Here is a 25811-nt window from a genome sequence, read left to right as displayed (position 1 = left end):
CGACATGACGAACGCATCAGTTCTCTTGCGCGCCGCTCGAAAGAGCCGCGGCCTCACACAGAAGGATCTCGCCCAACGGACCAACGTCGACCAGGGCCGAGTCTCGCGATTCGAAAGCGGTCGCGAGGCCGAGTTCAGCACCGTCGAGCGCTTCCTCAGCGGCACCGGCCACCGACTGTATTCCGCACCCACGCGGCGGGACGACGCGGCGACCATCGCCGCAGCGATCCGTAGGTACCTGCGTGCGGGCGACAAGTACAGTGCTCTTCGCGAGCTCATCCAGTTGAGTGACAACCTCGACTCCGAACACGGCCTTGTACGCGGGGTCCTCGGCCTCGCCGAGCCGGAGCCGACTGGCGACCGCGCGTGGGATGCGGCCCTTGCAGCACTCGTGGATCTTCGCCTCGGCGAGGAGGGACTCCCCTCTCCCGCATGGGTTGACGCTCCGAACAGACAGCTCCGGGCGCCTCGAACCCTGGACGTCGATCCTGCGGACCCGATCCCAGCCCCCGAGGACGTCCCCGCCGAGTTCCTCGAGCGTGGCGTCCTTGTCTGGCGAGACACTCTGGCGAGCGTCTGATGGGCGACTCGCTCGATCGCGACGACATCATCTCCGGCCTCCGTGACCTCGTCGGTGAGCTCCACACGGCCGGTGAAGTCGCGGGCATACGCCTCGTCGGCGGTGCCGCGCTCGTCATCAGGTACTTCGACCGGCGCACCACTGGAGACCTCGATTCTCTTCACATTCACCCCGGAAGCGATGACGCCGTCCTCGCCGCAGCCGAGCGTGTGGCGGATCGACGAGGATGGAGCGCCGGCTGGTTCAACTTCGCGGTGGAGAACGCAGACTCGGTGCCCACGTTCGGGCGGCGACCCGTCGAGTGGGAGACGATCTACGACCGCGACAGCGTTGTCGTCCAAGTCGCCTCGAAAGAGGCGCTCCTCGCCATGAAGCTCCGCGCCAATCGCCCGGGGCGCGACGTGGACGACATCCGCCAACTGCTCGCCCTGTGCAGCCTCACCACGCTGGCGGACGTCGAGGAGCACTACGAGGACTTCTATCCCGGTGACGGCCTCACCGACCGCGCTATCGGCATGGTCGAGCGAATCCTCGACGGCGGATTACCGACAGTGGTCCCCTCGCCCGGACCAATCGACCTCTGACGTCACGGCGGGCGCCGACGTTCTCAGTGAAGGGTTTCACCCCGGCTGAGCATCGCCACGTACTCGGCCACGCGCGCAGCCCGGGAGGCGGACCGTTCGAGGTTGGTGACACGGAAAGCCGTCGAGAATCGGTTCTGCGCTGACTGGGATACGAACGCTTGGGCTACGGGGTCATAAGCCCGGGTGGGTCGACACTGCTTATGACCCCCGACACGACTTCCGCGGAATCTCGCGGATGTCGTGCGCTCCCGTGCGCTCGATTGCTGGGGCACTTCGACGGAGACCCCCAGCAATCGAGCGGATCTGAGCGGTTCGTTGCTCACTTCCGTACGCACCAACCTCAGAAACCTCACTATGCGGAGTCCTCGTCGATCCGCGTGATTCCGGGGGTTTCGTGTTTCCAACCTCACAAACCTCAGTTGGTCATCGAGCCACTAATCGCTCCCGTCGCGACCGCCTCCTGATCACGAATGAGTGCCCCCATGTCTGAACAGAAACCGATCGACAAGAAGACCGCCCGGCACATTCGCGCCCTCGTCATCACGCAGGACGACGCGCTGAAGGGTCGCCCTTGGCGGTCGATGAAAGAGATCAAGCGCGCGCTGAAGGCAGGCGAGATCGACTGACCTGCGCTCGACGCTCACCCCACACACGACCTCGAGGAGACACCGATGGCTCTCATCTACAGCACGACCCCGCACGACACCGACGAGCTGGTTGCTCTGCGTCAGGTCATCAACGACAACGAGCGCGCGTTCTCGGATCTCAGGAACATCCACAGCGACGACCAGCGGCGCCTCTGTGATGAGTACGACGCCCTCATGGCCGCGCAGCGACCGACTTACCCGACGCCGGAGCACCTGCAGGGCCTGGACATGGTCACCGAGATGATGCGCGCCGGCACCGAGTACGGCGACCACCACGGTTCGCCCAGGCAGGTCGATCGTGAAGCTGGCCGGGCTCTCCCGCGCAGCGTCGACTTCTCATCGTTCGCCTGCAGGATCAACATCCGCGCCCTCGCCCCGTACCGTGCCCGCTCGTCGCAGCACGCGTGGATCTTCACAGAAGACGACATCGAGACCTTCCGGGATGAGCTGACGAAGCGCTCGCTCGGCATCGCCTCCCACTGGCAGCACGAGGACGGCGTCGCCTTCCAGGTGTTCAACGCGCGCGCCTGAAGCGCGCTCTCAGAGCCGGCCGGACCGGCTCGGATTGGCCAGCCGGAAACGCTACACCACCGGTTTCGGCGCTATTGGGTTTCGGCAGGGGGTTACGGCGGGTCGATCCTCGGCGTGTCGTGACGTTGACCAGGGCCATCCTCCAAGCCGCCGGAAACGATCGTTTTCGGCAGCTCTCGCGTAAGGCTGAGGCGTAAGGTTGCCTGGTCGACCCGGACCCTGTCGACGGCGGTGATCCGGTCCGCTCGTCATGAGCGCGGTAGCCGGTCCACTTGTCGCAAGGGTGGTGCCGACGCCCCACTAATCGTCGAGACGGTCGAGAATCTCATTCATCTGGTCGATCTCTTCCTGCTGTGACGAGATGATCTGCTCACAGAGATCTTGGATCTCCGGGTCGCTGATGTCTGATTGCTCACACACCAGAATCGCTCGAGAGTGATGCGGGATCATGGAACGGAGGAACTGGTCGTTACCGACGAACGCTTCCGAGCGTCCCATGAAGAAGGCGACAAGGAAAAGCGCGGCGAAACCTACGAGCAAGCTGATGTTCGCGGCCTTATTCGGGAACATCTTCCACATGACGATGACCATGATGATGCCCATGGGGAAGACCATCATCAGTGCCATGTAGAGGTTGCTGATGTTGAGGAAGAGATCGTCCAGGACGTTGATCATCGCAAACGTGAGGAAGTACATCACAACGAAGCTGAGCGATAGCGAGACGGCGAGCTTAAGGTAGCTCGACATCCCGCCCTGATTCTTCCCCTGGGAGTGGCCGGCCGGCGGGCGTGAACCGTTGTCGGCGTGCTGGCTTGTCATAGCGACTCCAGCAGTGCAACGCACGCCTGTTCGCAGCGTCGGCATGCCTCAGCGCAGATCGTGCAGTGTTCGTGCATGGTGTGCTGTTCACACTCGTTAGCACAGCTCAGGCACGCCGCTCGGCAAGCTTCGAGCGCGGCACGGGTGACGCTGGCGTCGTGCCCGGTGCGACGGGAGAGGATCCGGGCGGTGGTTATGCAAAGGTCTGCACAGTCCTGGTTCGCGCGAATGCACTTGATTAGGTCAGCAACCATGTCCTCGCTGAGGCAAGCGTCGGCACATGCGGTGCAGGCTTGCGCGCACGCGAGACACGCGTCGATGCAGTCGACGAGCTTCTTCTGATCAACTCCGCCCAGATCTTTCGGATACGTGCTGAGCATTTCTTCGGTGACGGTCATGAGAGAACTCCTTTCGTGAGCCACGAAAGTACGCTCGCATCGCCCGCGCACTGAGGCCCTTGAATACCCCGCTGGGGTCTGGTAACCCGGTATTGATAAGCCGCCGCGCTGCGCAGATCAGCCTGTGAGCTGAACAGAGTCGGCGACCACGTTCGCCTAGCGGGAATAGAAGCGAAAACATTGAGTTAGATACCCCCAGGGGGTATGCTCGAGGCATGAACGGGTACGACGGAAGCAAGGACGACCTGCGCAAGCGGTTGAATCGCGTCGAAGGCCAGGTGCGGGGGATCTCCCGGATGGTTGATGAGGACAAGTACTGCATCGACATCCTCACGCAGGTCTCTGCGGCGACGAAGGCCCTCGAGACGGTGGCGTTGTCACTGCTCAGTGATCACCTGAGTCACTGTGTCGCGGAAGCGAGTGCGGAGGGTGGGGAGGTCGCGGCCGAGAAGGTCCGTGAGGCTAACGAAGCGATTGCTCGCCTGGTTCGTTCATGACCACACGTCTGTCTAACTGAAGGAGAACACCATGACTGATCGCATTGAGCTCGGGCTGAAGGACGCGAACGCTGGTTGCGCATGCTGCGCTGTCCCATCGAACACGGAGACATCGGCGCCTGTTGATGCCGCGGTGACGGCGGAGGTGCTTGTCAACGGGATGACGTGCTCGCATTGTGCGTCGAGCGTCACTGAGGAACTGGGCGCTGTCGAAGGCGTCGAATCCGTCACCGTGGATCTGAACGCGGGCGGCACCTCCCGGGTGACGATCCACAGCACCACCCCGGTCGACCCCGCTGCCGTGAAGAGTGCGGTGGAAGAGGCCGGCTACGCCCTCGCAACCAGCCAGCCCTGAGTTGCATCTGTCGGCGTCCGGCTTACCCCGGGCGCACCTGAGCAAGGAGTCCCCGATGAGCCAGCACGACGAACACACCGATCACACCGCGCACCACAACCACACGGCGGCCGCCACAACGGAGCACGACCACGCGGCGATGAGCCCCGAACCGGCTGCACCGCACGAACGCACCGGGCACGGTGGCCACGATGGCCACGAGGGTCACAGCGGGCATAGCGGCCACGGGGATCATGTGGGGCAGTTCCGGCGCCTGTTCTGGATCATGCTGCTCCTCGCCGTGCCGGTGGTCGGGCTCTCCATGATGTTCTCGATGATCCTGGGGTACTCGCTGCCGGACGCGGCGTGGGTCGCGTGGGTGTCGCCGGTTCTTGGAACGGTCATGTACGTGTGGGGCGGGGCACCGTTCCTCACCGGCGCCGTGAGCGAACTCCGTGCCCGCAAACCGGGGATGATGCTGCTGATCGCCCTCGCGATCACCGTGGCGTTCCTCGCCTCGTGGGGGGCGAGCATCGGGCTGCTGCACCACGAGCTGGACTTCTGGTGGGAGCTGGCGCTCCTGATCGTGATCATGCTGCTCGGTCACTGGATCGAGATGCGCTCGCTCGCCCAGACGACGTCGGCATTGGACTCCCTCGCCGCATTGCTGCCCGACGAGGCGGAGAAGGTCGACGGAGACACCACCGTCACCGTCGCACCGGCTGATCTGCAGGTGGGGGATGTCGTTGTGGTGCGCCCCGGCGGGCGGGTCCCCGCGGATGGGCGGATCGTGCAGGGCTCGGCCAGCATGGACGAGTCAATGATCACCGGCGAATCCCGCCCGGTTCGCCGCAGCGATGGTGATCCGGTGATTGCCGGCACGGTCGCCACCGACTCCGGGGTGCGGGTAGAGATCACCGCTATCGGCGAGGACACCGCTCTCGCGGGTATCCAGAAGCTGGTCACGGAGGCGCAGAGTTCATCGTCGCGGGCGCAACGACTCGCGGATAAGGCAGCGGGGTGGCTGTTCTGGTTCGCGCTCGGCGCTGCCGCGATCACCGCGATTGTCTGGACTCTCGTCGGCCAACCCGACGCGGCGGTGATCCGCACCATCACGGTGCTGGTGATCGCCTGCCCGCACGCGCTGGGTCTCGCGATCCCACTGGTCGTGTCGATCGCGACCGAACGCGCCGCCCGAGGGGGCGTGCTGATCAAGGATCGGCTCGCCCTGGAGAGCATGCGCACCGTCGACACGATCCTGTTCGACAAGACCGGCACGCTCACCAAGGGCACCCCCGCCGTGACCGCGATTGATCCCGTCACAGGAGCCGACGCCGATCAGCTGCTGGCGTGGGCGGCGGCCGCGGAAGCGGACTCCGAGCACCCCCTCGCCCGTGCGATCGTCAACGCAGCGAAGGAGAAGAACCTCACCGTTCCGCGCTCGACCGATTTTGAATCCTCCCCCGCCGTGGGGGTGCGTGCCCGTGTCGACGGACGTGTCGTGCAGGTCGGTGGCCCGTACATGCTCGAGCAAGAACACGCCACCGAGCTGCCGGTGGCCGACGAGTGGCGCGGTGAGGGTGCGATCATCCTCCACGTGCTCGTTGACGGTCAGGTGACGGGCGCGCTGCGCCTGGCGGATGAGATCCGGTCCGAGTCGCGTCACGCGGTCGATGCGCTCCACGAACGGGGCGTGCAGGTGGTGATGATCACCGGTGACGCCGATGCGGTCGCCGCGTCCGTCGCCGGCGAGCTGGGTATCGACCGGTACTTCGCCGGGGTCCGTCCGGAGGACAAGGCCTCCAAGGTGAAAGAACTGCAACACGAAGGCCGCAAGGTCGCGATGGTCGGTGACGGCGTGAACGACGCCCCCGCCCTCGCCCAGGCGGACGTGGGGATTGCGATCGGTGCCGGAACGGACGTCGCGATTGCCTCAGCGGGTGTCATCCTCGCCAGCGACGACCCTCGATCGGTGATCTCCGTGATTGAGCTGTCGCGGGCGAGTTACCGGAAGATGAAACAGAACCTCTGGTGGGCCGCCGGCTACAACCTGCTCTCCGTCCCCCTCGCGGCCGGCGTGCTCGCCCCCGTCGGATTCGTGTTGCCGATGTCCGTCGGTGCGGTGCTGATGTCACTGTCCACGATCGTTGTCGCGCTGAATGCGCAGTTGCTGCGACGGCTGAACCTCAGCCCGGACGCCGTCGTCGACAAGTAGGCGTCAGGGGCGGCGGCGACGTACCCTGGAAGAAAGGGAGGTGGGACAGTGTTGATGACGATCGCACGGCGCGTGCAAGACCAGCGCACCCTCACCCGCACCCTCCTGACCGTCGTCGCCGTCGCCTTTTCCGTGATCTTCGGGCTTCTGGCGATGCACTCGATGAACACGCACACCATGCCCTCCGGGCACAGTGAGACCATCGCCGTCGCACCCGCGCATGCCGACGCTCACCCCGCACACGCCTCAGGCGACGCCGCAGCGGTGGTCGAGGCGGGGTGCGCCACGTGTTCTGACGATCACGGCATGGCGTGGATGGCCTGCGTTCTCGCGCTCCTCATTGTCGTCGTGCTGCTCGCCCGGCCGTCCGCCTGGTGGCGAGCCGTCGCGCACTCCCTGGGAACGCCCGTGTCCCGCCTACACCTCCGGGATGCGCTGCATCCGCTGCGGCCTCCGTCTCTCACCGTTCTCTGCATCAGTCGCACGTGATGGCAGGCGCGCCCGCCTTCTGCGGGTAACGCCCTTGCCCAGCCTCTCTCGCTGGGCACCCTCATCGACTTTTGGAGAACCCATCATGAAGACCCGTTTTGCGGCGACCGCCGCACTCACCCTCGCTGCAGTGCTTGGACTCGCCGGCTGCGCCGGTAACACCTCGGGCGGCGGCGACATGCCCGGTATGAACCACGAAAGCAGCAGCTCCGCCCCGGCCTCCGCGGACGCCAATGACGCCGACATCATGTTCGCCAGCATGATGAAGGAGCACCACGCCCAGGCCATCGACATGTCCGACATGCTTCTCAGCAAGGAGGGCGTCGACGAACGTGTCGTCGCCCTTGCGGAAGAGATCAAGGCCGCGCAGGAGCCCGAAATCCAGAAGATGGACCAGTGGCTCGAAGAGTGGGGCGCTGACACTTCCGACATGGAGGGAATGGATCACGGCGGCGGCATGATGTCCGAAGAGGACATGCAGGCTCTCGAGGACGCCACCGGTGCGGACGCCAGCCGCCTGTTCCTCGAGCAGATGATTCAGCACCACGAGGGTGCCGTCGAGATGGCCCAAGAAGAGGTCGACAACGGCCAGAACAGCGACGCGATCGCTCTGGCCGAGACGATCATCGAGGCGCAGACCACGGAGATCGCCACGATGAAAGATCTCCTCGACGCACTCTGATCCACCTTCGGGGGTGCGGCGCTCGCCCGCACCCCCGAACTGGCCTTCTCGCATTAACCCACGCCACCGCGCTGGCGCCATGTCGCGACTCTCATTCGCGTACCGCGCGCACCCGCATGCACTTCTTCACGTCGGAGTCTCATGAACCGCCACTCGCCCCTACCCGCTCTCGCGATCGCTCTCGTAGCAGTCGCCCTCACCGGCTGCGCCGCGCCGCAGGCCTCCGGCACCAACGCGGTCCCCCCCGTTATCCAACACATTCACAGTGTTGCCGCTGACCCCCGCAGTGAGGACCTCTTCGTAGCCACCCACGGAGGACTCTTCACCCTCACGCCCGAGGGTGCGATCACCGGCCCCATCGGAGGCCACGACTTCGACGCGATGGGCTTCACCGTCCTCGACGATGCCCTCTTCGCATCCGGGCACCCGGGCACGCAGACACCCTCAGAGCTCGGCTCACCCAACCTCGGCGTCATTCGCAGTGACGACTTCGGGGAATCGTGGTCACCGATCGCGCTCACTGGCAGCACAGACTTCCATGTCCTCACCGCCGGACCAGACGACACTCTCTACGGGATCGCGTCCGATGACGTCGATCTGCTCATCAGCACTGACGACGGTCTCGAATGGACCCGCGGCGCAACACTTGCCGCGGCAGACCTCGCCGCCAACGGCGACGGTCTCTACGCGGCCTCAGAAGAAGGACTGCTCCTCAGCACCGACAACGGCGCCACCTTCACCCCCATCGCCGACGCCCCCCTGCTCTACACACTCGACGCCAAACCCAATGGCTCGCTCGCAGGAGTCGGAACCGACGGTGCCCTCTGGTCACAGAACACCGAAGGAACATGGCAACACCTCGACGCGCTTCAAGGGGCCGCTCAGGCCTTCACCGCGATCGATGACGAACGCTTCATCGTTGTCGACGACCGCGGCATCGTCCAGATCACAGCAGACGACACAACCATCCTCGCCCCCGCCCGGTAGAGAAAGCCACCACCAGAACGGCCACCCATGGTCCCCCGCCGCAATCCCTTCCGACGCATATCCGTCTTCATCGCGTGCGCCACAGTCCTCGCCCTACTTCTCGCCCTTGCGAGCTTCTACCTCATCGGAGCCATATTCAGATGACCCGCCACCCGTACCCTGCTCCTCTCAGACCACAACGAGACGTTCCTGCTCAACCAGTCACGCCCACCAGCCGCCTGTCCCCGCGGCTGCGTCACGATCGTCTCGTACGTGGCGGGGCCATCCTCCTCCTGGTCGCCGTCGCACTGATCGCAGCTCATCTCCTCATCGACACAACCGTCCCAGACCAATGGTCATTCTGGGCATACACGCTTGGAAGCTACGAAACAGCGTTCATCCTCGCGATCGTCGGACTGGCGCTCGTGCTGCGTGAACCCCCCGGGAGGCGCGGATGAATCTCAATGACTACTGGACCAACGCCTTTTGGTCCGTCATCCCCACGATCGCCGTCGTCGCGGCATTCTGGTTCGTCCTGCGGTCCATCGTCAGAGCCGACCGCAGCGAGCGAAAAGCACACGCCAAGATCGAGCAACAACTCCGCGCGGAACGAAACCAACCACGCCAACTCGCATCGACAGACGACGAGCGAGGGCAGCCAGATCAGCTACCTGAACGCCGGAAACGCCTGCCGAAAGCAGATACCGGCGGGCGTTAGCGGCGAGCGTCCGGTGACGTGTAACGCGAGTTCGCCGGAAACGATCGTTTTCGGTGGTAGCCCGGGCACGACATCAACAGCGAAGTCGAGGATGATTGAGTCGTGGAGATTGAGCTGCTTTATATCGCTGGTTGCCCCAGCTGGGTTGAGGCTGGCCGTCGTGTTTCTGAGGCGCTACGAGAAACAGGCCACGACGAATCGGAGGTTCACTACCGACTCATCCGGACGGAGGAGGACGCGGGCGCAGTCTCGTTCGCGGGCTCCCCCACGATCACCCTGGATGGCAACGATCTCTTTCCGGGGTCGGGGCGAAGCAATGACCTCGCCTGCCGTATTTACAGCACCCCTGCTGGGCTGGCCGGGATGCCAACGGTTGAACAGATTCGAGAGGCGCTCTCCGCTCATGGCGACTGACGAGGACGCTGCATGCACGTGCTGCGGGCGACATTTGCCACGCAAGAAGCTGCACTCACTCGGAGACGATCGCGCTTTCATCTGTCGACGATGCGGCTGGTGGGTGGCTCTGCGCCTACATCGCGACCGCCCGCCTGCCTAGGCGTGAACTCACTCAACGGCTGCCGACGGCGATCACGCCGATGTAGAGGGCGAGTTGATGGGTGTCCCACCACCGCACAACGGAATCTCACTCGGTGCTCTCATCCCCGGCGCGGATCATGAAAACTGCTCCGGTGATCGCTGCGGCAAAGATTACGATGTCGGCGATGTTGCCGATGAACCAGTTTCCGTAGGCGAGGAAGTCCACGACGTGACCCCGGGCGAATCCGGGGTCGCGGAAAAGGCGGTCGCCTGCGTGTGAGGCGGCAGCGCCGCCGAGCGCGCCGATGACGATCGCCCATCCCACGCGTTGCACTCGGAACGCGAACACGATCGCTGTGACCGTGGCGGCGACAGCGAGCAGCGCGAACACCCAGGTGAAGCCTTCCCCGAACGAGAATGCCGCTCCGGGGTTATAGGCGAGCTGCAAACCCAGCAGGTCACCGATCAGCGGGATGCGCTCACGCTCGGTGAGGGTCGCTTCGGCCCACACCTTCGTTCCCTGATCAATCAGCACGACGACCAGGGCGATCAAGAGCGCTCCACCAGTGAGCTGCCGCCGCCGCGTCGACGACAGCTTGCGCGCAGCGGGCGGATGAGCCTCTGCCTGGGAGAAGGTCATGCGAGCACCTCGAGCAGACGGACGATGACCCCAGATTCGATCAGGATGAACAGGCCCAGACCGATGAACACGGCCGGTACGAGCCAGTGCTCGACGCGCTCCAGCCCCTCCGTGACAGCCTTGTTGGTGCCGATCAGGCGGCCGGCCGCGCACCAGACCGCGACGAGGATCAGGAACACGACGATCATGATCGCGACGTCGCTGGGGGCGCTGGTGCGGAAGATCGGTGTGTAGAGGGAGATGTTGTCGGCCCCGTTGGCGATCGTGATCCCTGCGACGCCCCATAGTCCGACGGCGGTGATCTTGGAGTCATCATCATCATCGTCATCGCCGTTACGGCGCAGGCCGCGAATGAGCGTCCAGATGCCGATGCCGAGCGGGATGAGTCCGAGGAAACCGACCCATTCGTCCGGGACGATGGTGAGACCGAGAGCGGCGATCACGCTGATCACCACGAGGGTGATGAACCCGAGATACTGGCCCGCGACGATCTGCCACGGCCGGGGCTTCCCTCGACTGGAAGCGAGGAACAGCACGGTAAGCACGACAATGTCGTCGATGTTAGTTGCCGCGAACAGGCCGATCGCTGAACCGATGGTCGCGAGCATCAGCTTTCCAGTCGTGGCGTGCGGGTGCGTGCGGCACGCAGGCCGTTAAGGATCACGATGACCTCCGCGACCTCATGGACCAGGACGACAGCCGCCAGCCCCAGGACCCCGAACAGTGCCAGCGGGAGCAGTGCGGTAATGATCAGCAGTGACAGGATGATGTTCTGGTTGATGATCCGTCGACCGCGGCGGGCGTGATCGAACGCCCGCGGGATCAGGCGCAGATCATGACCGGTGAAGGCCACGTCGGCGGACTCGATCGCTGCGTCGGATCCGGTCGCTCCCATCGCGATGCCGATGTCCGCGGACGCGAGGGCCGGGGCATCGTTGATGCCGTCGCCGATCATCGCGACCGGCCCCGCCTTCGACAGTTCCCCGATCGCGGTCGCCTTATCCTCAGGACGCAGTTCCGCACGCACGTCGCTGATCCCGGCCTGCGCGGCCAGTGCACGAGCGGTGCGGGCGTTGTCGCCGGTGAGCATCGTCACGCCGACGCCTTGGTTGCTGAGTGTTCGGACAACCTCGGGGACTTCCGGGCGCAGTTCGTCGCGGACGCCGATCGCGGCGACGGGGGTTCCGTCGCGGTGGACGATGACGACGGTCATGCCCTGCTCTTCCAACTCCGCAACCCTCTCCGCGAGGTCGCCGGCGTCCATCCAGCGGGGACTGCCGACGGTGATTCTCGATCCGTCGACGGTGCCGACAATGCCGTGCCCGGCCTGCTCGGTCACATCTGCAGCTGCGGGAGTCCCCGGCGCCGCGGGAGTGATCGCTGAGGCGAGAGGGTGCGTGCTGTGCTGCTCCAGCGCGGCCGCCCATGCCAGCGCCTGCGCTTCGGTCACGCCGTTCGCCGTGAGCACCGCGGTGACCGCGGGCTCGTTGCGGGTGAGGGTGCCGGTCTTGTCGACCGCGACGTGTCGGACCGTGCCGAAGCGCTCGAAAACGGCGCCGGACTTGATGATCACGCCGAACTTGCTCGCCGCACCGATCGCGGCGACGACCGTCAGCGGTACCGAGATCGCCAGCGCACACGGAGAAGCGGCGACCAACACGACAAGCGCGCGGGTGATCCACACCTCCGGGTCACCCAGCAGCGACCCAATGATCGCGACGAGCGCAGCGAGAACCAAAACTCCGGGCACCAGCGGGCGGGCGATCCGGTCCGCCAGACGGGCACGCTCGCCCTTCTCCGTCTGCGCTTTCTCTACCAGCTCCACAATCGTCGTGAGCGAATTGTCGGTGCCCGCAGCAGTCGCCTCGACCTCCAGGGCGCCGGCGCTGTTGATCGCACCGGCCGACACCGCATCGCCGGGCTCGACCTCGACGGGGATGGACTCCCCGGTGATCGCGGAAGTGTCCAGGCTGGAGCGGCCAGAGCGCACGATCCCGTCGGTCGCGATCCGCTCACCCGGGCGGACCACCATGATCTGGCCGACCGTCAACTCTCTCGCCGGCACCTGCGCGGAGATACCGCCCTGCAGCACTGTCGCTGTCTCCGGCACGAGCTTCAGCAGTGCCCGCAGGCCACCGCGGGCACGGTCCATTGCCTTGTCCTCGAGCGCCTCAGCAATCGAGTACAAGAACGCCAGAGCTGCAGCCTCCTCCACGTACCCGAGGATGACGGCACCGATCGCGCTGATCGTCATCAACAGCCCGATGCCGAGCTTGCCCTTGAACAGCTTCCGGAGCGCACCCGGAGTGAACGTCGACGCACCCAGCAGCAGACCGACCCAAAACAGCACCAATGCCGGGATCTCGAGCCCAGACCACTCGAAGATCAGACCGGCCAGGAACGCAACGCCGGAGAACACCGGCATCATCACCCCGCGGTCTCTCCACCACGGCCGCTCGGCCTCTTCTATCTCTTCGCCCGCCGTCGCGGCAGGCTCGTGCTCGCAGCCACACGCCGCGCTCACGCGTCAGCCCCCGTCCCACAACAGCCAGCCACCGTGCACGATGAATCCACGCAGGGCGCGTGCTCATCGACCGCCAGCGTCACGTCCACAAGCGCGACGAGCGCAGCCGCAAGATGCGGGTCGGCGATCTCGTAACGAGTCTGGCGACCCTCCGGCTCGGCAACGACGATCCCGCAGTCTCGCAGACAGGTGAGATGATTCGACACGTTCGACCGTGTCAGCTCCAGCTCACGAGAGAGCACAGCCGGGTAGCTCGGTGCACCGAGCAGAGACATTAGGATTCGGGAACGCGTGGGATCGGCCATGGCCCGGCCGAGCCGGTTCATGACATCGAGGCGTGAGGCAATAGTCAGCACACACTGAACTATACAGTGATTAATGACCTATCGGAACGGCTTCACTCCCGTCCACATCTCTGGGGCCTGGGTGTAAGCACATCCGGCTCACACCCCACCGAATACGCCTACTGAAACCCGCTTACGGCGCACGTTTCTGGCATTCGATCTGGTGTGCCTTCACTCACCACGCCGCAAACGATCGTTTTCGGCAGGACGATGGTAGCCGCGCTTCAGTGGAGCAGCGGCACCGCGTCTGACGGGTCTCCGGAGGTGGGCTGCGACGGCGTAGCCGTCGACGGGGAGGCTATGACGGTTCCGCGGTGTGCGGACCACGATCCTCATGCCGACCACGAAGGAGCATCATGCAGACGCCCACCATCGCCGCCGCCATCAGTTCGGTCAGCGGGCTGCTGACTGCGCCCGAACCGACGTTCGAAGGCCTCGCGACACTTCACGGCGTGCGCGAGCAGATCAACGAGCTCTTCGACACCTACGCCGCCGAACTTCGCGCGGACCCGTCCGTCGAGCCCATGTGGAACGCCATCGCCGCGGCCATGTCCAGGCCCGCGGCGGCCTCGATCCCGAGCGCGTCGAAGTCCTGTCACGAGCTCCGCGTCGAGGCCTTCTGGGGCGAGCACGCTGAGCGGTTCACCTGGGACTTCGTGCCCATGGAGGTCGTGCACGAGATCTACAGCGACTGGATGCGCCGCCGGCACCCCGAAGAGGCAGTCCTGACCAAGGCGGCGTTCAGCAAGCGACTTCGAAAGGCGCTGCCGGAGTGCGGCGCCTGGCGGTACACCCGCGCTCGTACCGGCGTGATCATGCGCGTCCACGAACCGCTGGCGCAGAAGGTCAGCTGGCGCCCCGACGGCACGAACGCAGCGATCTACGGGCTTCGCCGCCACGCTGCCTGAGTGAAGTGGCGTTCTGACCGCTGGGGCCTGTGGCCTCGTAACGAGCGCGCTTGGTCTAAGCGCGCATGATCGCTGGGTGGTCGATGCGCTCGTTCGCTCCGCGGATCACGAAGAAGACACAGGCGAGTCCGATCAACCCGGCGATGAGTTCGACCACGTTGGCAACGAAGACGATGTCGCTGGGTGTGCCGACACTTGTCGCGAAGACGGAGAAGTCCCACAGGCCGTGCAGGAGCATGGCCCACCAGAGGGAGCCGGTGACGCGGCGGAGGATGTAGAACACCGTGCCAGCGAGGAACGCGTTGAACACCTGAATGACGGTGCCGCCCTGGTCTGCGCCGAGGGCGATGTTGATGAGGTGGCTGAGGCCGAACAACGCCGAGGTGAGGAACCACACCCATCCTTCGCTGAGCCGGCTGCGGAAGCCGACGAGAAGGAGCCCACGGTTGACGATCTCCTCGGTGAACCCGACGAGCGCGAGGGTGAGTGACGCGGCGAAGAACGCACCGCTGTAAGAAGCCCAATCAGTCCCTGCGAGGTTCATCAGCGCGGCGATCGCCATCAGGACAGGGATGAAGATCGGCCATCGGTGACGGCTCCGCGCGCGTTCAGACAGGGCTGGCCCCCACCACCCCAGCAGACTGGTGGTGATCACGAGCAGCACCGTCGCGATGATCAGGGAGACGCCCGCTCCAAAGAAGAGGTTCCCGGCGCTGTCCATCCACTCGTCGTACGGCACGCCGCCCAGCGTCTGGATCGCGTAGACGAGCGCAAGGTAGCCGGCCCAGATCGCCAGACCGATCCACACGCGGGGCCGGACGCGGAACTTCTGCTCAGTCGATGCCATCGAACGAACGCCTCTCTCAGGTGAGGCACGGGCGCCGCGCCTTCAACGTCCAGTCTGACCTGTGCCGGCACAGGTACCCACAAGCGGCTCGCCGCGCGCCACGTGCCCTGTCGGATCATCCCTAGGATCCCCAGAGCCGAGCACCGTGGCGCCGGATAGTAGACCGAGACGAAGAATCGCTCAAGGGGGCTATGGGCGCGACAACGTCGGAACTACCTTGAGCGCAGATCGCAACACATTGCGATCCGCGGGCCGGTGAAGTCCCCAGCGACACCGGCAGGGTGGTCCCGAAGGTACCCCAGATCTGTCGGGACCACCCCCGCAGAGAACCTGCACCAGTCGAAACCGGGGCCGGGTGCGGGACGCCTCGCGCGAGGGAGGAACGCTGATGCGAGGCGTCCCGAGTGACGCCGATGCCCGCCGGAGTCACTCCGGCCAGATGATCGCCCCCCGGCGCCATCCGGCAGATTCAGGATCCTCGCTCGGGTCCGTTCCCGCAAGACCCAGCTAAGCGTCGAGCGAGACGAGGTACTCAGCGTTGCCGCGCATCGACGGCTTGTATCGCTCGAGCTCCTCGGTGTGAACGTGCCCCGCGAGCAGAGTGAGCAGGCTACCGAGAGCTGCACTCATGTGCCCCTGCGCATGCAGCGTCAGCGCCTCGAATGCGCCCAGCGCCACGTCGTCTGGGAACTCTTCCCGGGCTGTCCGGAACACCTCTGCTGATCTGTCCAGATCGCCGAGGTTGCGCAGCGTGGATCCGTACTGGAGGAAGCACCGGCGGCGGATGTCGCCGTGGAGTCCGTTCTCGAGGGCGCGCCGGTAGTAGCCCTTCGCCATGACCTCTTCGCCCGCGGTGTCGAACGCCCCGCCGACTTCGTAGAGCACGCGCGGATCGTGCGGGTGCTTCTCCAGAATCGGGCGAAGCGCCGCGATCGTCGGCGCCATGTTTTCGCGGTCCCGCTCCTGGAAGATCCGATCCAGCTCAGCGTTCAGCTCGGCAGTCGCCATCGTGGCCCCCTGCACGGGTGATGGGACCGTGCGGAACTCACGGTAGCGCGCTGCATCAGAGCGATCGCTCAGGTTCGACATCAAGTCCGCGTGTCGCCCCGAGAGCCCGCGCCAGCACTGGAAACGCGCTCTCACCTGCTCAGCCCCTTCTTACTTCCCTGTCTGGCCGTTTACCGACGATAAGACCACTTATCGCAGCTATCCGGCGCAGCCGCAGCCCACTTCGACGCATGTCCCAGTGCGCAGTAGAGCTCGTGCTTTCGATCACCGGCGCTGACGATCGTCGCTCCTCAGCGAATTGTGTCGGCGCAAAGTCCCTCATTCTCTCTCGTTCATGACCCATCCAAATCTGGAAGTTCTAGAGCATCACACGCGTGCGATCTGGCGACAATCGCGGTCTTGTCCGGCGTGGTTCCCGCAGGACGCCCGAGTGCGTGGTTTCATTCTCGGGTGATTTGCCAGGGGGATCGTGATGAGCGGCAAGAGAAGCAAAGCTGCACGCAGAACGGCGGCCGCGGAGGAACACGTCAGGGATGAGCGTTTTGTGGCTCATCCCAATCGGGGGTGTAGGAGTTGGGGTCTGAAGCCGCCGGTCTCGAGCAGGCTTCGGGCGATGTAGTTGGTCAGGTTGCGGAACCCGAGTGCGGAGCCGCGCAGGTGTTCGAGCCGTCCGTTGAGTGCCTCGGTCGGCCCGTTGCTGGTGCCGGGTCGTTCGAAGTAGGCGAGCACGTCGGTGGCTCGCTTCTTCAGGGTCCGGCCCAGGGTGGCGAGCTCGGTGAGCACCTTGGGGACGCCGGCGCTGAGGTCGGTGATCAGCTTCTCCATGAGCTCGCGGCCACGTTGCCGGTCCTCGTGGCGATAGGCGGCGATCATCCGCTGGTAGACACCCCAGGTCGCCTCGACCTCGACGTGAGCGTCATCAACGAACAGCGCGCGTAGCCTGTCGCTCTGCTTGTCGGTGAGCAGGTCCGAGCCGGTGTGCAGCGTGCGCCGCGACTTGTAGAGCGGATCGTCCCTGAACCCACGGTGCCCGTGGATCGCGAGTTGGACCCGGCGCCGGCACCTGTCGAGGGCGTCACCGGCCAGGCGCACGACGTGGAAGGGATCCATCACCGTGACCGCGTCCGGGATCTCCTCCGCAGCGGCGGTCTTGAACCCGGTGAAGCCGTCCATCGCGACCACCTCGACCGCGTCACGGAAGGCGTCGTCGCGGTCGGCGAGCCAGGTCTTGAACGCCGCCTTCGACCGGCCCTCGACCATGTCCAGCAGCCTTGCTGGGCCGGCGCCATCGCGGACCGGGGTGAGGTCGATGATCACGGTGACGTACTTGTCGCCACGCCTGGTGTGGCGCCAGACGTGCTCATCGACGCCAATCACCTTCACGCCCTCGAACCGCGTGGGGTCGTTGATCAGCAGCCGCTTGCCTTCGGCCAGGACCGCGTTGTTGGCGGTGTCCCACGCGACCCCGAGTCCCTCGGCGACACGGGCGACGGTGAGGTGTGCGACCACGATCCCTTCCAGCGCCCACCGCAGCCCGGTGCGCGAGAGCTTCGCGCGTGGCTCCGCCGCGGCGCTGGTGTCTTGGCGCCACACGTGTCCGCAGTCTGCACAGCGGTAGCGGCGCACTACAACTTCCAGCACGGTCGGTCGCCAGCCCAGCGGCTCGTGGGCCAACCGCCGGATCACGGTGTCACGAGCGGCCGAAGCCGGGCGGCGGGGTAGCGTCGGGCACGTCGAGGTCTTTCCGATGGATGGCGTAGGAACCTCCATCGTCGGGAGACCTCGACGTCTATCTGCGGACCGACTCGGCGGGGCGCGATCGTCTCGTGCGTTGGCGGACTACGGGAGCTTGGACGCGAGGACGTCGGCCGCCAGGATCTCGGGTGCTGCGCCGAGGAGGTGCTGGTTGGCCATCAGGGCTGCGACGATGGCGCCGTTGGCGTGGGCGTCGCGAGCGGCTTCGTCGGGGAATGCATCGAAGATCCAGAAGGTGTCGGCGTGGGTCCTGACCGCGAACCAGACAATCGTTCCTACTTCTTCGTTGGCGAGTGCGACAGCGCCGGCGAGCAGATCGGCGACAGCGTCGTGCTGTCCATCGGCCGCGACGATCTTGGCGACGAAGGCATACGGAAGTGATGCGGGTGTGGACATGAGGGACTCTCCTTGACGTCGGGGTTCTTCGTGGGACGAGTTCAGCGTATGACGAGCGAGGGCCGGTGGGGAGTGGCGTATACGGCAGTATTGCTATTGTTTACGTCATGCGTATCGGACTGATCGCGATCGACGGCTGCTTCGGTTCGGCTATCGCGTCGATCATCGACATCGTGCGGGTGGCCGACGGAGCCCGCGGCGATGTCGACCCGCGGATCGACCCGATCGAACTCGCCATCCTCGGACCGAAACGGCGAGTGACCACGACGGCATCGATGACCCTGTCGGTGGACCACCCGCTGTCGGAGTCCGGAGAGTTCGACGTGGTCGTCGTCCCTGCGCTTGGAACCCTTACGGCCGCCGCTACCAACGACGTCCTCCAGAGTCGAGATGCTCGTTCGGTCATCGCCTCGCTCGGGCGCCTCGACGAGGCGACCACCCGGATCGCCGCGGCGTGCACCGGCGTGTTCGCTGTCGCCGAGACAGGACGGATGCATCATCGGCGGGCGACGACCAGCTGGTTCCTGGGGCCGGAGTTCCGGAAGCGCTATCCGACCGTCGCCCTCGATCTCGACACCATGGTCGTGGTCGACGGGAACCTCGTCACCGCCGGCGCCGCGTTCGCCCACATCGACCTCGCGCTCTCACTCGTGCGATCGATCAGCCCCGACCTGGCCCAACATGTCGCCAAGCTCCTCATCATCGACGAGCGTCCGTCGCAGGCGGCTTTCGTCGCCTACGAACATCTCCGGCACGAGGACCCGATCGTCGTCGAGTTCGAACGCTTCGTGCGCGCCCGCCTGGACGAACCGTTCAACGTCGCCTTCGTCGCGCAGTCGCTCGGCACCAGCCGGCGCACCCTCGAACGACGAGTCCGTGCGGCGCTCAACCTCACTCCGCTCGGCTTCGTCCAACGGCTTCGCATCGAACGAGCTCGGCACCTCTCAGCAACCACGGACTTCACCTCCGCCGAGATCGCGCTACGGGTCGGCTACGCGAACGCCGAGACTCTGCGCTCCCTCCTGCGCAGGGAGCGACGCCGTTCCTGACCTATCGCCATGCCTGTAGCTTGTGTCCTAGCGCTCGGTTGGAACCACCTCTCAGCACGTCGCGTCGACGCTCCTGCGTCGCCCCTGGACGACCCACTCGACACGCCCGCAGCACAGCCCATGTGACGTGCCCCGGCTTCCCGGACGGTCGGGGTTGGGTGGCTGTGATGTCGCTGCGTTCTCGTCGAGGGGGTCAGCAGACCCGATCAGGGTCGATTGGGATGAGCCGCGAAGGCGGTTAGGTCAGGGCGGCCGAAGCCGGCCGGCGGGGTAGCGTCGGGCACGTCGAGGTCTTTCGGATGGATGGCGTAGGAACCTCCGTCGTCGGGAGACCTCGACGTCTATCTGCGGACCGACGCTCCCGGCCGACCTACACCTTCATCTGGGAAGAGCCGGTATAGCCGCACCTCTTTTCCGGCGAGGCGCTGGTCTTCTCGACGGCAGAGCTCGGACAATACGCACTCCGCTCTTGACACTCGCCGAAAGATCGCGAAATCCATCAACCGCACCGCCGCGAAACCTTGATCGCCGAACGCTCCTCCGTCAGGACGGAGCAGGGCTACCGTCGTGTGGTCGAAGTTACGCCGCCACCAATGGGTCCCAGCTGCTTTAGCAGTAATCGCTCATCACATCGTCCAGCGTCGGACCCGCGGAGTAGAGGCCGTCCACGTAGTCGACGATTACCGAGAGACTGTCGTACTGCTCGTCAAACAAGGCCGCGAGGTCGGGGAAGTCAGCGTGCTCCTGCGTGTGCGGGAGCTGTCCGGCATACCGGAAAGCCGTGCCGCTCTTGTCGGCTTCATGCAGCATGCCAACGAGCCTCTCCACTTCCTTCGGGAACGCTTCACCGAGTTCAAGTGCCTCGTAGTGCTTTCTCACCTCGTTCAGCAATTTGTACAGGTTATGGCCCAGCTGCTTGAGCCTCTCGTCCGAGAGAGCGTTTACGAGCTCAGGCTCTCTGCCGTCCACATACGTAATCCGCGTGTTCACAAGGGCGTGAATCACGTTCTTGAGCTGCAGTTCGAACGCCTGCCGGTAGAGCGTGAGGAAGGGCAGGAGGATCAGATCATCGGCAGCGTCTCCGGTGAAGGTCTCTGCGAGTCGGTTCGCCGCGAAGTGGTACGCATGCGCATAGTCACCGTTCGTCTGGTACGGATAGCGGATGATCAAGCGCTCATAGACCTTGCTCGGCACTGATTCGAGAAGTCGAATGGGCTTCTGTGGCTTCCGTGGCATGACTCATCGTTGCATTAACGGGTCAGCTTCTTGGCCGGACGCGTGGGCATGCTGCGCCAGCGGCGATCCGACGACGAAATTGCCCAGCTTTGTATCTGCCGTGTGGCACTGTGGACGAGAGCCGTGCGATGGGATCTCGGCCGGGATGAACCCTTGGGGCAGAACGGAACCACACAGCTATGAAGCTCACCGGCATCAAAATCCAGAACCACTCACGCATCGCCGACGTCGCGATCGAGGTCCGCGATCACCTCGTACTGGTCGGTGCCAACGATGTCGGGAAGAGTTCGCTGCTCCGGTGCCTGCACCTCCTGCTTGGAGCTTCGACGGCACAGCTGTACTCGCAGATCACGGCCGAGGACTTCCGAGATACGAATCAGGAGTTCGTGGTCGAGGTGGAACTCATCGACTTCTCGGACGATGAAAAGGCTGCGTTTCCCGACGAGATCAACATCGATGCGTCCTCGGGTATCGCAACAGCGACCCTCCGTCTGAGCGCAATGGTCGACACCAACGAGACCTTGAACATCGAGCGCATCGCTGTCGGCGCGGGAACCCGACGGCAGCTCTCTCGCCCTCAGCTCGACGCGATCGGCTGGCGTTTCCTGGGCGCGACCGGTCAGGCCCGCGAGCTGCGCGAGGATCGTCGATCTGCTGTTCGAGATCTGCTGGATGCGGTGGAGCTTGGCGCAGAGCAGAGTGATTTCGACGGTGCAATTCAGCGGCTCGCTACGGTCCTTTCCGAGTCGACGGTCATGGAGGGAGTGCGGGCGGACCTCGCCACACAATTGACGAAGGCGTTGCCAGCCGCTGTCGGTACAGACGACCTCGCTTTCGTGCCCGGCTCGTCCGCAGACCAGGACGTCCTGGCCGGTGTGCGTCTCCAGGTCCAGAGGGACGGGGAGCTCCGTGACATCACTGCGCAATCCGACGGCATGCGGGCCTTGTACGCGATCGCGCTGTACGACCTCACGAGCTCTGGAGCGAACGTTGTTGGCATCGACGAGCCAGAAATCCACCTTCACCCGACTAGTCAGCGCAGCCTGGCGCGCCTGCTGAAGGTCAGCGCCAATCAGAAGATCATCGCCACGCACTCACCCGACATCGTGGGAGCGTTCAACCCAGACTCGATCGTCGTGATCAAGCCGGCCGGCACCGTCGTGCAGCCCGGCGCGGGATTCCTCACAAGCGATGAGCGACTGACCGTTCGCTGGTGGGTCCGTGATCGTCTCGAGCCACTGACTGCTCGCCGTGTTGTAGCCGTCGAGGGGCTCTCCGACCGGATCATCGTAGAGCGTGCAGCCGATCTCACGAACCGTAATCTCGATCGGCTTGGCGTGTCTCTTGTCGAGACCAACGGCGCCGGAGACATGGGAGCGATCAACACATTGTTCGGGCTCTCCGGGTTCGACGTACCTCTCTCCATGCTGATCGACCACGATGCCGAGTCCGCCACCGCGACGAAGCTCGGTGTGCCAGTCGCGGATCTGAACGACAACTTCGTATGGGTCTCCCGCGCCGACCTCGAAGACGAATACGTCGCGGCGCTCGGTGCGGTGCAGCTGCAGGCGGCACTATCCGCCTCCACGCTCTTCAAGCCGAACCAGCTGGCGCTGCTCTCCCCGACGAGTCCCGACGGCACCTTCAACGACTCCGACGTCGCCGCCTTCTGCCGCAGATTCAAGGTGAACGCGGCGCTCGTGGCTGTCTCGCTGCTTGATGAGACGGCCGCTCGTGCGATCGCGAGCATCGATGGCATGCTCGCTCAGATCGAGGCAGCACTGTGACGGTCGAACCCACCGCCGAACAGCTCAGGATTCGTGACAGCGAGCAAGCGGGGATGCTCGTCGTCGCCCCCGCTGGCTGCGGAAAGAGTGAGGCGCTCGCTCTGCGCGTCCAGGGCATCTTGCGCCGAGGGGGCGCCGCAGGTCCGCGACGCATCCTGGTAGCGACCTTCTCCAATCGGGCAAAGGACAATATCCGCGAGAGACTGCGCGTCCACCTGAGCGCAGCGGAGCTCCGCGACAAGATCACGGTGATCAACTTCCACGGTTTGTCCGCCCGTGTCTACCGTTCTCACGCAGCTGCCATCGGACTCGACCCGGAGTGGACCCTGCCCGAGAACGACTGGGTCAAAGAACAGTGCCAGCGCGCCGGACTGAACTACGGACAAAGCGCAGGTGTGGACAAGGTACTCCAGCGCGTCAAGCAGGAACCACTCAACGATGCCGAGGTCCTGCAGCGCGTGGAGGAGCAGGGCAACCGTGACGCTATCGCGATCGAGAGGCTGAGGATTCGGGATGCGCAGCTCACATACGACGATCTCCCTCGCGTCGCGGAACTCATCCTGGCCCGCGACGAGGTCGCTGAGCTGTATCGTGCTCACTTCGCCGCGGTCGTCGTGGACGAGTTCCAGGACCTCACGCCCCAGCAGCTCCGAATCATCAATCGCATCGGCGCTGGACGAACCACATACGCTGGCGACCTCGCTCAGGGCATCTATGGATTCACCGGTGCAAGACCGGATGAGGTCTACGACCTTATTGCGGACGAGGTCGACGAGGTCGTCGAGCTCACCGAGTCGCATCGCTCATCGCCTGCGGTGCTGGACGCAGTCAACGCGCTGGTGCCGCTGACCCAGGGCACCACGCTCACCTGTGCGGCGCCGGACTCATGGCCGTCTGGGGGCCTCGCAGCCCATGTCGGGCATGTGAGCGCCGAGGAGGAAGCAACGTGGGTCGTGAAGGTCGCGAAGGCGGTCTTCGCAGAAGCCCCCGGACAGCGCATCGGCGTCATCTCTCGCATCACGTCCAGGCGCCGATTCATAGACACGGCGTTCAGCGAGCAGCCAGACCTCGAGGTGCATCGCTGGGACGACGGTGTTCTGGACACCGAGACTGCCCGCCGGGTGAGAACCATGTTGGCGAGTGTCGATGCTGCTGCGGTGCTCGCTGCGGCGGACTCGATCGACTTCCTCCGAGACTTCGCTCAGTTCCACCAGATCCAGGACCCGGCCGACCGGGGCGCACTTGCTGACGCTCTGGGGTGGGTGCTGGAGCTCCTCAGCGACGGAATAAAGCCCGCCGAGGTCTCGAAGCGGATCCGGGTAGGCGACAACTCGACGCTGCTCACGCGTCGAGGAGTGCATCTCCTGTCTGGACACGCCGTCAAGGGGCAGCAGTTCGACTGGGTGATTGTTATCGGTCTAGAGGAGGGAAACATCCCCTTCTTCGAGGCTAAGACTGAGGGAGCGCTCCTCGAGGAGGCGCGTGTTCTGTCGGTGATGATGTCTCGTGCGCGTCACGGATTGGTCCTCACCCACGCAGCTGCGGTTCCCGCGCTGAACGGGCGCGTATGGGCGAAGGAGCGCTCCCAGTTTCTCACGGCGGATCTGAAAGCGACCTTGACCGACGCGGCGGGCATCGTTGAATGGTTTAGGACCGCATCGTGGCCCGACATAGCCGCACGTTGAAGACGGATCCGCGCTGGGTCGTTCGGCGTCGTCGCCTCTCGCTACGCTCGCGGCATGGCACGTGACGCGAAGCCTCTGCGCCTGGTTGCCAAGCGGGCCTTGGACTCACTTTAGTTACGGACGGGCACTCAACGAGATCGAGCATCCGACGCCAGTTGTGCAACGCGTCCCCGACTCGCTGTCCACTTGCTCAGTGGTGGCGCGTCGAAGTCGTTGACAATGAAAGTCGCGGAGCGCCCCCGAGCGTTGATGACACCGCGCATAGTTACGGGGTGGGCATCGTCCAGTCACGAATGTCGCTGAAGAGCGTCTCCACCAACTCATTACCGTGCGCCAGCGCCGCGCCGGCCTCGGTCTTGAACCAGGCCAGATCGACGCTTTCGGCTGACACGTCATTCACCGTTCGCTCCCGCGTTCGCACCTCGCCCTTTAGGGCTTGTTGCTCGCCTCAGCCAGCTTCAGCGCCGCAGTCGTGTCTTTGACCAGTCCGCCAAGTGCATCCGCTCTCAACTCAGAAGCATGCTTTGCTGCGTCGCGATGAGTGAAGCGGGACAGTACGTTTTTCACCAACACAGCGTCACCGAGTTCCGCTCGAGCTGCATGCCGGACGCCATCCTCTGACCCGGCGTAGAACGGTGCGAGCGCTTTCAAAGAGAGTGCCACATCTTCAGCCGTGTCAGACTCTCGGAAATGGCGTCCCGACTCTCGCAGCAGCAATGCACCGAACGCGCCGATCACGATAGCCACGGTGGCTCGAAGAATGCCATCGCCCACTGTGAGATCGAAGTTCTCGGCGATCGCCATGTTCACGATGTAGTAACCGACCGCGCCAGCCAGCAAGAAGGCCGCGATTGCGGCTGCGCGCATCCACTGTGCAGCTCGGCGCTCTCTTGATGCCCGCTGATACCAGTCGGAGGCGCTTAGGTCGCCGGCAGCGTGCTCGGCCAGAACCTCGCCAGCCTTGGCAGTTGCTGCTAGCGTGCCCAGGTGTTCGAGTGCCGCGGCCCTATCCAGGGCATCGCGTTGATCGCGCTCGATCTCCCAGGTGCGAAAAGACTCCTGCCATTCGGATCGCATGTTCGCTTCAGCCGCTTTGCTGACAGATGCAATCGCCTCACGCTCTGCTTGGATCTCCGATCGAAGAGTCTCGACGTCGTTCGTGACCTTCTGAAGCTCAGCGAGGCGCCCCTTCAGGCTCGTCTCTGTCTCGTCGATGCGGACTTTCAGGGCGTCAAGACGAGCCGTGCGCACCTCAACTTCATCATCCAACTGTTTGACGTAGGTCGCCGAGAGGTCCTTCGGGGAGGGAAGCGGCAGACCTTTGAGAGCCTCCTCGAGCTGGTAGGCCGGTTGCCCCTGCTGAGTCCGATAGCGCCAGAACTGCGCGAAGTTTTGCTGATCAGCGGGGAGGTTGTTCAACGCTGTACTGAGCAAGTCCAGCGATCCGAGGTATAGCGCTGGCTGACGCGGTGCTTTCGCCTTCAGGGCCTCGTCGAGCCATTCCACGACGTCTCTCCGCGCTCTCTCCAGAGCAGGATCGTCGAACCGCGCAGCGTGTAGCGCGTCGCGCTTGAGAATGAGCTGCTCCCACACCGCATGGTTCTTGTATCGCTCGTAGCCTGTCGCCATCAACCG

The 25811-nt window shown here is 64.6% G+C and carries 30 protein-coding genes; 16 read left to right on the top strand and 14 right to left on the bottom strand.

Annotated elements, in window-relative coordinates; all coding sequences use genetic code 11:
• The coding region (locus BEP68_RS16450; protein ID WP_187250596.1) for a helix-turn-helix domain-containing protein at window positions 1-580 on the top strand (580 nt) is incomplete at its 5' end.
• Window positions 580-1164: a DUF6036 family nucleotidyltransferase gene (locus BEP68_RS16445; RefSeq protein WP_187250595.1), complete on the top strand. Its 585-nt coding sequence runs from the start codon at window positions 580-582 to the stop codon at window positions 1162-1164. The genes BEP68_RS16450 and BEP68_RS16445, both read left to right, overlap by 1 nt.
• Window positions 1165-1187: 23 nt before the next feature.
• Here BEP68_RS16445 and BEP68_RS18460 read toward each other — a convergent pair whose 3' ends face one another.
• Entirely contained in the window at window positions 1188-1436 is a 249-nt protein-coding gene (locus BEP68_RS18460) for a YdeI/OmpD-associated family protein (protein ID WP_410054843.1), read from the bottom strand.
• A 210-nt stretch (window positions 1437-1646) separates the two neighbouring features.
• On the opposite strand from BEP68_RS18460, the gene BEP68_RS16440 reads away from it, so the two are divergent.
• Both BEP68_RS16440 and BEP68_RS16435 read left to right on the top strand, forming a co-directional pair.
• Entirely contained in the window at window positions 1647-1790 is a 144-nt protein-coding gene (locus BEP68_RS16440; RefSeq protein ID WP_187250594.1) for a hypothetical protein, read from the top strand.
• Window positions 1791-1835: 45 nt separating this feature from the next.
• Window positions 1836-2342, top strand: coding sequence for a hypothetical protein (locus tag BEP68_RS16435; RefSeq protein ID WP_187250593.1), 507 nt, complete (start codon window positions 1836-1838; stop codon window positions 2340-2342).
• A gap of 300 nt (window positions 2343-2642) precedes the next feature.
• Here the strand turns inward: BEP68_RS16435 and BEP68_RS16430 are convergent, their stop codons facing one another.
• Both BEP68_RS16430 and BEP68_RS16425 read right to left on the bottom strand, forming a co-directional pair.
• Window positions 2643-3161, bottom strand: a complete 519-nt coding sequence (locus tag BEP68_RS16430; protein ID WP_200838872.1) for a DUF305 domain-containing protein — start codon at window positions 3159-3161, stop codon at window positions 2643-2645.
• Window positions 3158-3559, bottom strand: a complete 402-nt coding sequence (locus BEP68_RS16425) for a four-helix bundle copper-binding protein (RefSeq protein ID WP_187250592.1) — start codon at window positions 3557-3559, stop codon at window positions 3158-3160. The genes BEP68_RS16430 and BEP68_RS16425 overlap by 4 nt, the downstream gene beginning before the upstream one ends.
• Before the next feature lie 215 nt (window positions 3560-3774).
• On the opposite strand from BEP68_RS16425, the gene BEP68_RS16420 reads away from it, so the two are divergent.
• From BEP68_RS16420 to BEP68_RS16385, 8 genes are all read left to right on the top strand, one after another.
• Window positions 3775-4056, top strand: a complete 282-nt coding sequence (locus tag BEP68_RS16420; protein WP_058631434.1) for a metal-sensitive transcriptional regulator — start codon at window positions 3775-3777, stop codon at window positions 4054-4056.
• A gap of 31 nt (window positions 4057-4087) precedes the next feature.
• Window positions 4088-4411: a heavy-metal-associated domain-containing protein gene (locus tag BEP68_RS16415; protein WP_058631435.1), complete on the top strand. Its 324-nt coding sequence runs from the start codon at window positions 4088-4090 to the stop codon at window positions 4409-4411.
• Window positions 4412-4466: 55 nt separating this feature from the next.
• Window positions 4467-6605, top strand: coding sequence for a heavy metal translocating P-type ATPase (locus BEP68_RS16410; RefSeq protein WP_187250591.1), 2139 nt, complete (start codon window positions 4467-4469; stop codon window positions 6603-6605).
• Between the two features lie 54 nt (window positions 6606-6659).
• Window positions 6660-7094: a DUF6153 family protein gene (locus tag BEP68_RS16405; protein WP_067121011.1), complete on the top strand. Its 435-nt coding sequence runs from the start codon at window positions 6660-6662 to the stop codon at window positions 7092-7094.
• 85 nt (window positions 7095-7179) lie between these two features.
• Window positions 7180-7776: a DUF305 domain-containing protein gene (locus BEP68_RS16400; RefSeq protein ID WP_060926255.1), complete on the top strand. Its 597-nt coding sequence runs from the start codon at window positions 7180-7182 to the stop codon at window positions 7774-7776.
• 141 nt (window positions 7777-7917) lie between these two features.
• Window positions 7918-8763: a F510_1955 family glycosylhydrolase gene (locus tag BEP68_RS16395; protein ID WP_187250590.1), complete on the top strand. Its 846-nt coding sequence runs from the start codon at window positions 7918-7920 to the stop codon at window positions 8761-8763.
• Between the two features lie 433 nt (window positions 8764-9196).
• Window positions 9197-9460 carry a hypothetical protein gene (locus tag BEP68_RS16390; RefSeq protein WP_187250589.1) on the top strand — a complete coding sequence of 88 codons (264 nt, stop codon included), beginning with the start codon at window positions 9197-9199 and terminating at the stop codon, window positions 9458-9460.
• A gap of 102 nt (window positions 9461-9562) precedes the next feature.
• Complete coding sequence (locus BEP68_RS16385; protein WP_029153956.1) at window positions 9563-9874, top strand: hypothetical protein; 312 nt, start codon at window positions 9563-9565, stop codon at window positions 9872-9874.
• A gap of 229 nt (window positions 9875-10103) precedes the next feature.
• Here the strand turns inward: BEP68_RS16385 and BEP68_RS16380 are convergent, their stop codons facing one another.
• Genes BEP68_RS16380 through BEP68_RS16365 form a run of 4 tightly spaced genes read right to left on the bottom strand, consistent with a single transcriptional unit; the run spans window position 10104 to window position 13517 of the window.
• Entirely contained in the window at window positions 10104-10637 is a 534-nt protein-coding gene (locus BEP68_RS16380) for a signal peptidase II (protein ID WP_261987888.1), read from the bottom strand.
• A complete protein-coding gene (locus tag BEP68_RS16375; RefSeq protein WP_187250588.1) occupies window positions 10634-11245 on the bottom strand; it encodes a cadmium resistance transporter in 612 nt (203 codons plus the stop codon). The genes BEP68_RS16380 and BEP68_RS16375 overlap by 4 nt, the downstream gene beginning before the upstream one ends.
• Window positions 11245-13161 (bottom strand): heavy metal translocating P-type ATPase, encoded by a 1917-nt coding sequence (locus tag BEP68_RS16370; protein ID WP_187250587.1) that lies wholly within the window; start codon window positions 13159-13161, stop codon window positions 11245-11247. Before BEP68_RS16370 ends, BEP68_RS16375 begins: the two co-directional genes overlap by 1 nt.
• Entirely contained in the window at window positions 13158-13517 is a 360-nt protein-coding gene (locus BEP68_RS16365; protein ID WP_187250586.1) for an ArsR/SmtB family transcription factor, read from the bottom strand. The genes BEP68_RS16370 and BEP68_RS16365 overlap by 4 nt, the downstream gene beginning before the upstream one ends.
• A gap of 344 nt (window positions 13518-13861) precedes the next feature.
• On the opposite strand from BEP68_RS16365, the gene BEP68_RS16360 reads away from it, so the two are divergent.
• Window positions 13862-14413, top strand: a complete 552-nt coding sequence (locus BEP68_RS16360; protein ID WP_187250585.1) for a primase-like DNA-binding domain-containing protein — start codon at window positions 13862-13864, stop codon at window positions 14411-14413.
• Between the two features lie 55 nt (window positions 14414-14468).
• On the opposite strand, the gene BEP68_RS16355 is transcribed toward BEP68_RS16360, so the two are convergent.
• The 4 genes from BEP68_RS16355 to BEP68_RS16340 all read right to left on the bottom strand — a co-directional run bounded on the left by BEP68_RS16355 (window position 14469) and on the right by BEP68_RS16340 (window position 18419).
• The gene (locus BEP68_RS16355) at window positions 14469-15260 is read right to left on the bottom strand and encodes a CPBP family intramembrane glutamic endopeptidase (protein ID WP_187250584.1); all 792 of its coding nucleotides are present in this window, start codon (window positions 15258-15260) and stop codon (window positions 14469-14471) included.
• A gap of 507 nt (window positions 15261-15767) precedes the next feature.
• A complete protein-coding gene (locus BEP68_RS16350; RefSeq protein WP_187250583.1) occupies window positions 15768-16268 on the bottom strand; it encodes a tetratricopeptide repeat protein in 501 nt (166 codons plus the stop codon).
• A gap of 549 nt (window positions 16269-16817) precedes the next feature.
• Window positions 16818-18038, bottom strand: a complete 1221-nt coding sequence (locus BEP68_RS16345; RefSeq protein WP_261987887.1) for an ISL3 family transposase — start codon at window positions 18036-18038, stop codon at window positions 16818-16820.
• Between the two features lie 69 nt (window positions 18039-18107).
• Complete coding sequence (locus BEP68_RS16340) at window positions 18108-18419, bottom strand: putative quinol monooxygenase (protein WP_033107114.1); 312 nt, start codon at window positions 18417-18419, stop codon at window positions 18108-18110.
• Window positions 18420-18526: 107 nt separating this feature from the next.
• On the opposite strand from BEP68_RS16340, the gene BEP68_RS16335 reads away from it, so the two are divergent.
• Window positions 18527-19468 carry a GlxA family transcriptional regulator gene (locus BEP68_RS16335; protein ID WP_087096044.1) on the top strand — a complete coding sequence of 314 codons (942 nt, stop codon included), beginning with the start codon at window positions 18527-18529 and terminating at the stop codon, window positions 19466-19468.
• A 609-nt stretch (window positions 19469-20077) separates the two neighbouring features.
• On the opposite strand, the gene BEP68_RS16330 is transcribed toward BEP68_RS16335, so the two are convergent.
• A complete protein-coding gene (locus BEP68_RS16330; RefSeq protein WP_187250582.1) occupies window positions 20078-20704 on the bottom strand; it encodes a hypothetical protein in 627 nt (208 codons plus the stop codon).
• Window positions 20705-20883: 179 nt separating this feature from the next.
• On the opposite strand from BEP68_RS16330, the gene BEP68_RS16325 reads away from it, so the two are divergent.
• Together BEP68_RS16325 and BEP68_RS18410 are read left to right on the top strand one after the other, a co-directional pair.
• Window positions 20884-22491: an ATP-dependent nuclease gene (locus BEP68_RS16325; protein WP_187250581.1), complete on the top strand. Its 1608-nt coding sequence runs from the start codon at window positions 20884-20886 to the stop codon at window positions 22489-22491.
• Entirely contained in the window at window positions 22488-24176 is a 1689-nt protein-coding gene (locus tag BEP68_RS18410; RefSeq protein WP_222839462.1) for a UvrD-helicase domain-containing protein, read from the top strand. Before BEP68_RS16325 ends, BEP68_RS18410 begins: the two co-directional genes overlap by 4 nt.
• 265 nt (window positions 24177-24441) lie before the next feature.
• Here the strand turns inward: BEP68_RS18410 and BEP68_RS18290 are convergent, their stop codons facing one another.
• Together BEP68_RS18290 and BEP68_RS16315 are read right to left on the bottom strand one after the other, a co-directional pair.
• Complete coding sequence (locus BEP68_RS18290) at window positions 24442-24567, bottom strand: hypothetical protein (RefSeq protein WP_261987886.1); 126 nt, start codon at window positions 24565-24567, stop codon at window positions 24442-24444.
• A 38-nt stretch (window positions 24568-24605) separates the two neighbouring features.
• Entirely contained in the window at window positions 24606-25805 is a 1200-nt protein-coding gene (locus BEP68_RS16315; RefSeq protein WP_187250580.1) for a hypothetical protein, read from the bottom strand.
• Window positions 25806-25811 lie beyond the last annotated feature (6 nt).

The organism is Microbacterium sp. 4-7 (genome assembly GCF_014332665.1).
Classification (GTDB): domain Bacteria; phylum Actinomycetota; class Actinomycetes; order Actinomycetales; family Microbacteriaceae; genus Microbacterium.
The sequence above is the reverse complement of the archived record's forward strand: the minus strand, read 5'-3'. Positions and strand labels throughout refer to the sequence as shown.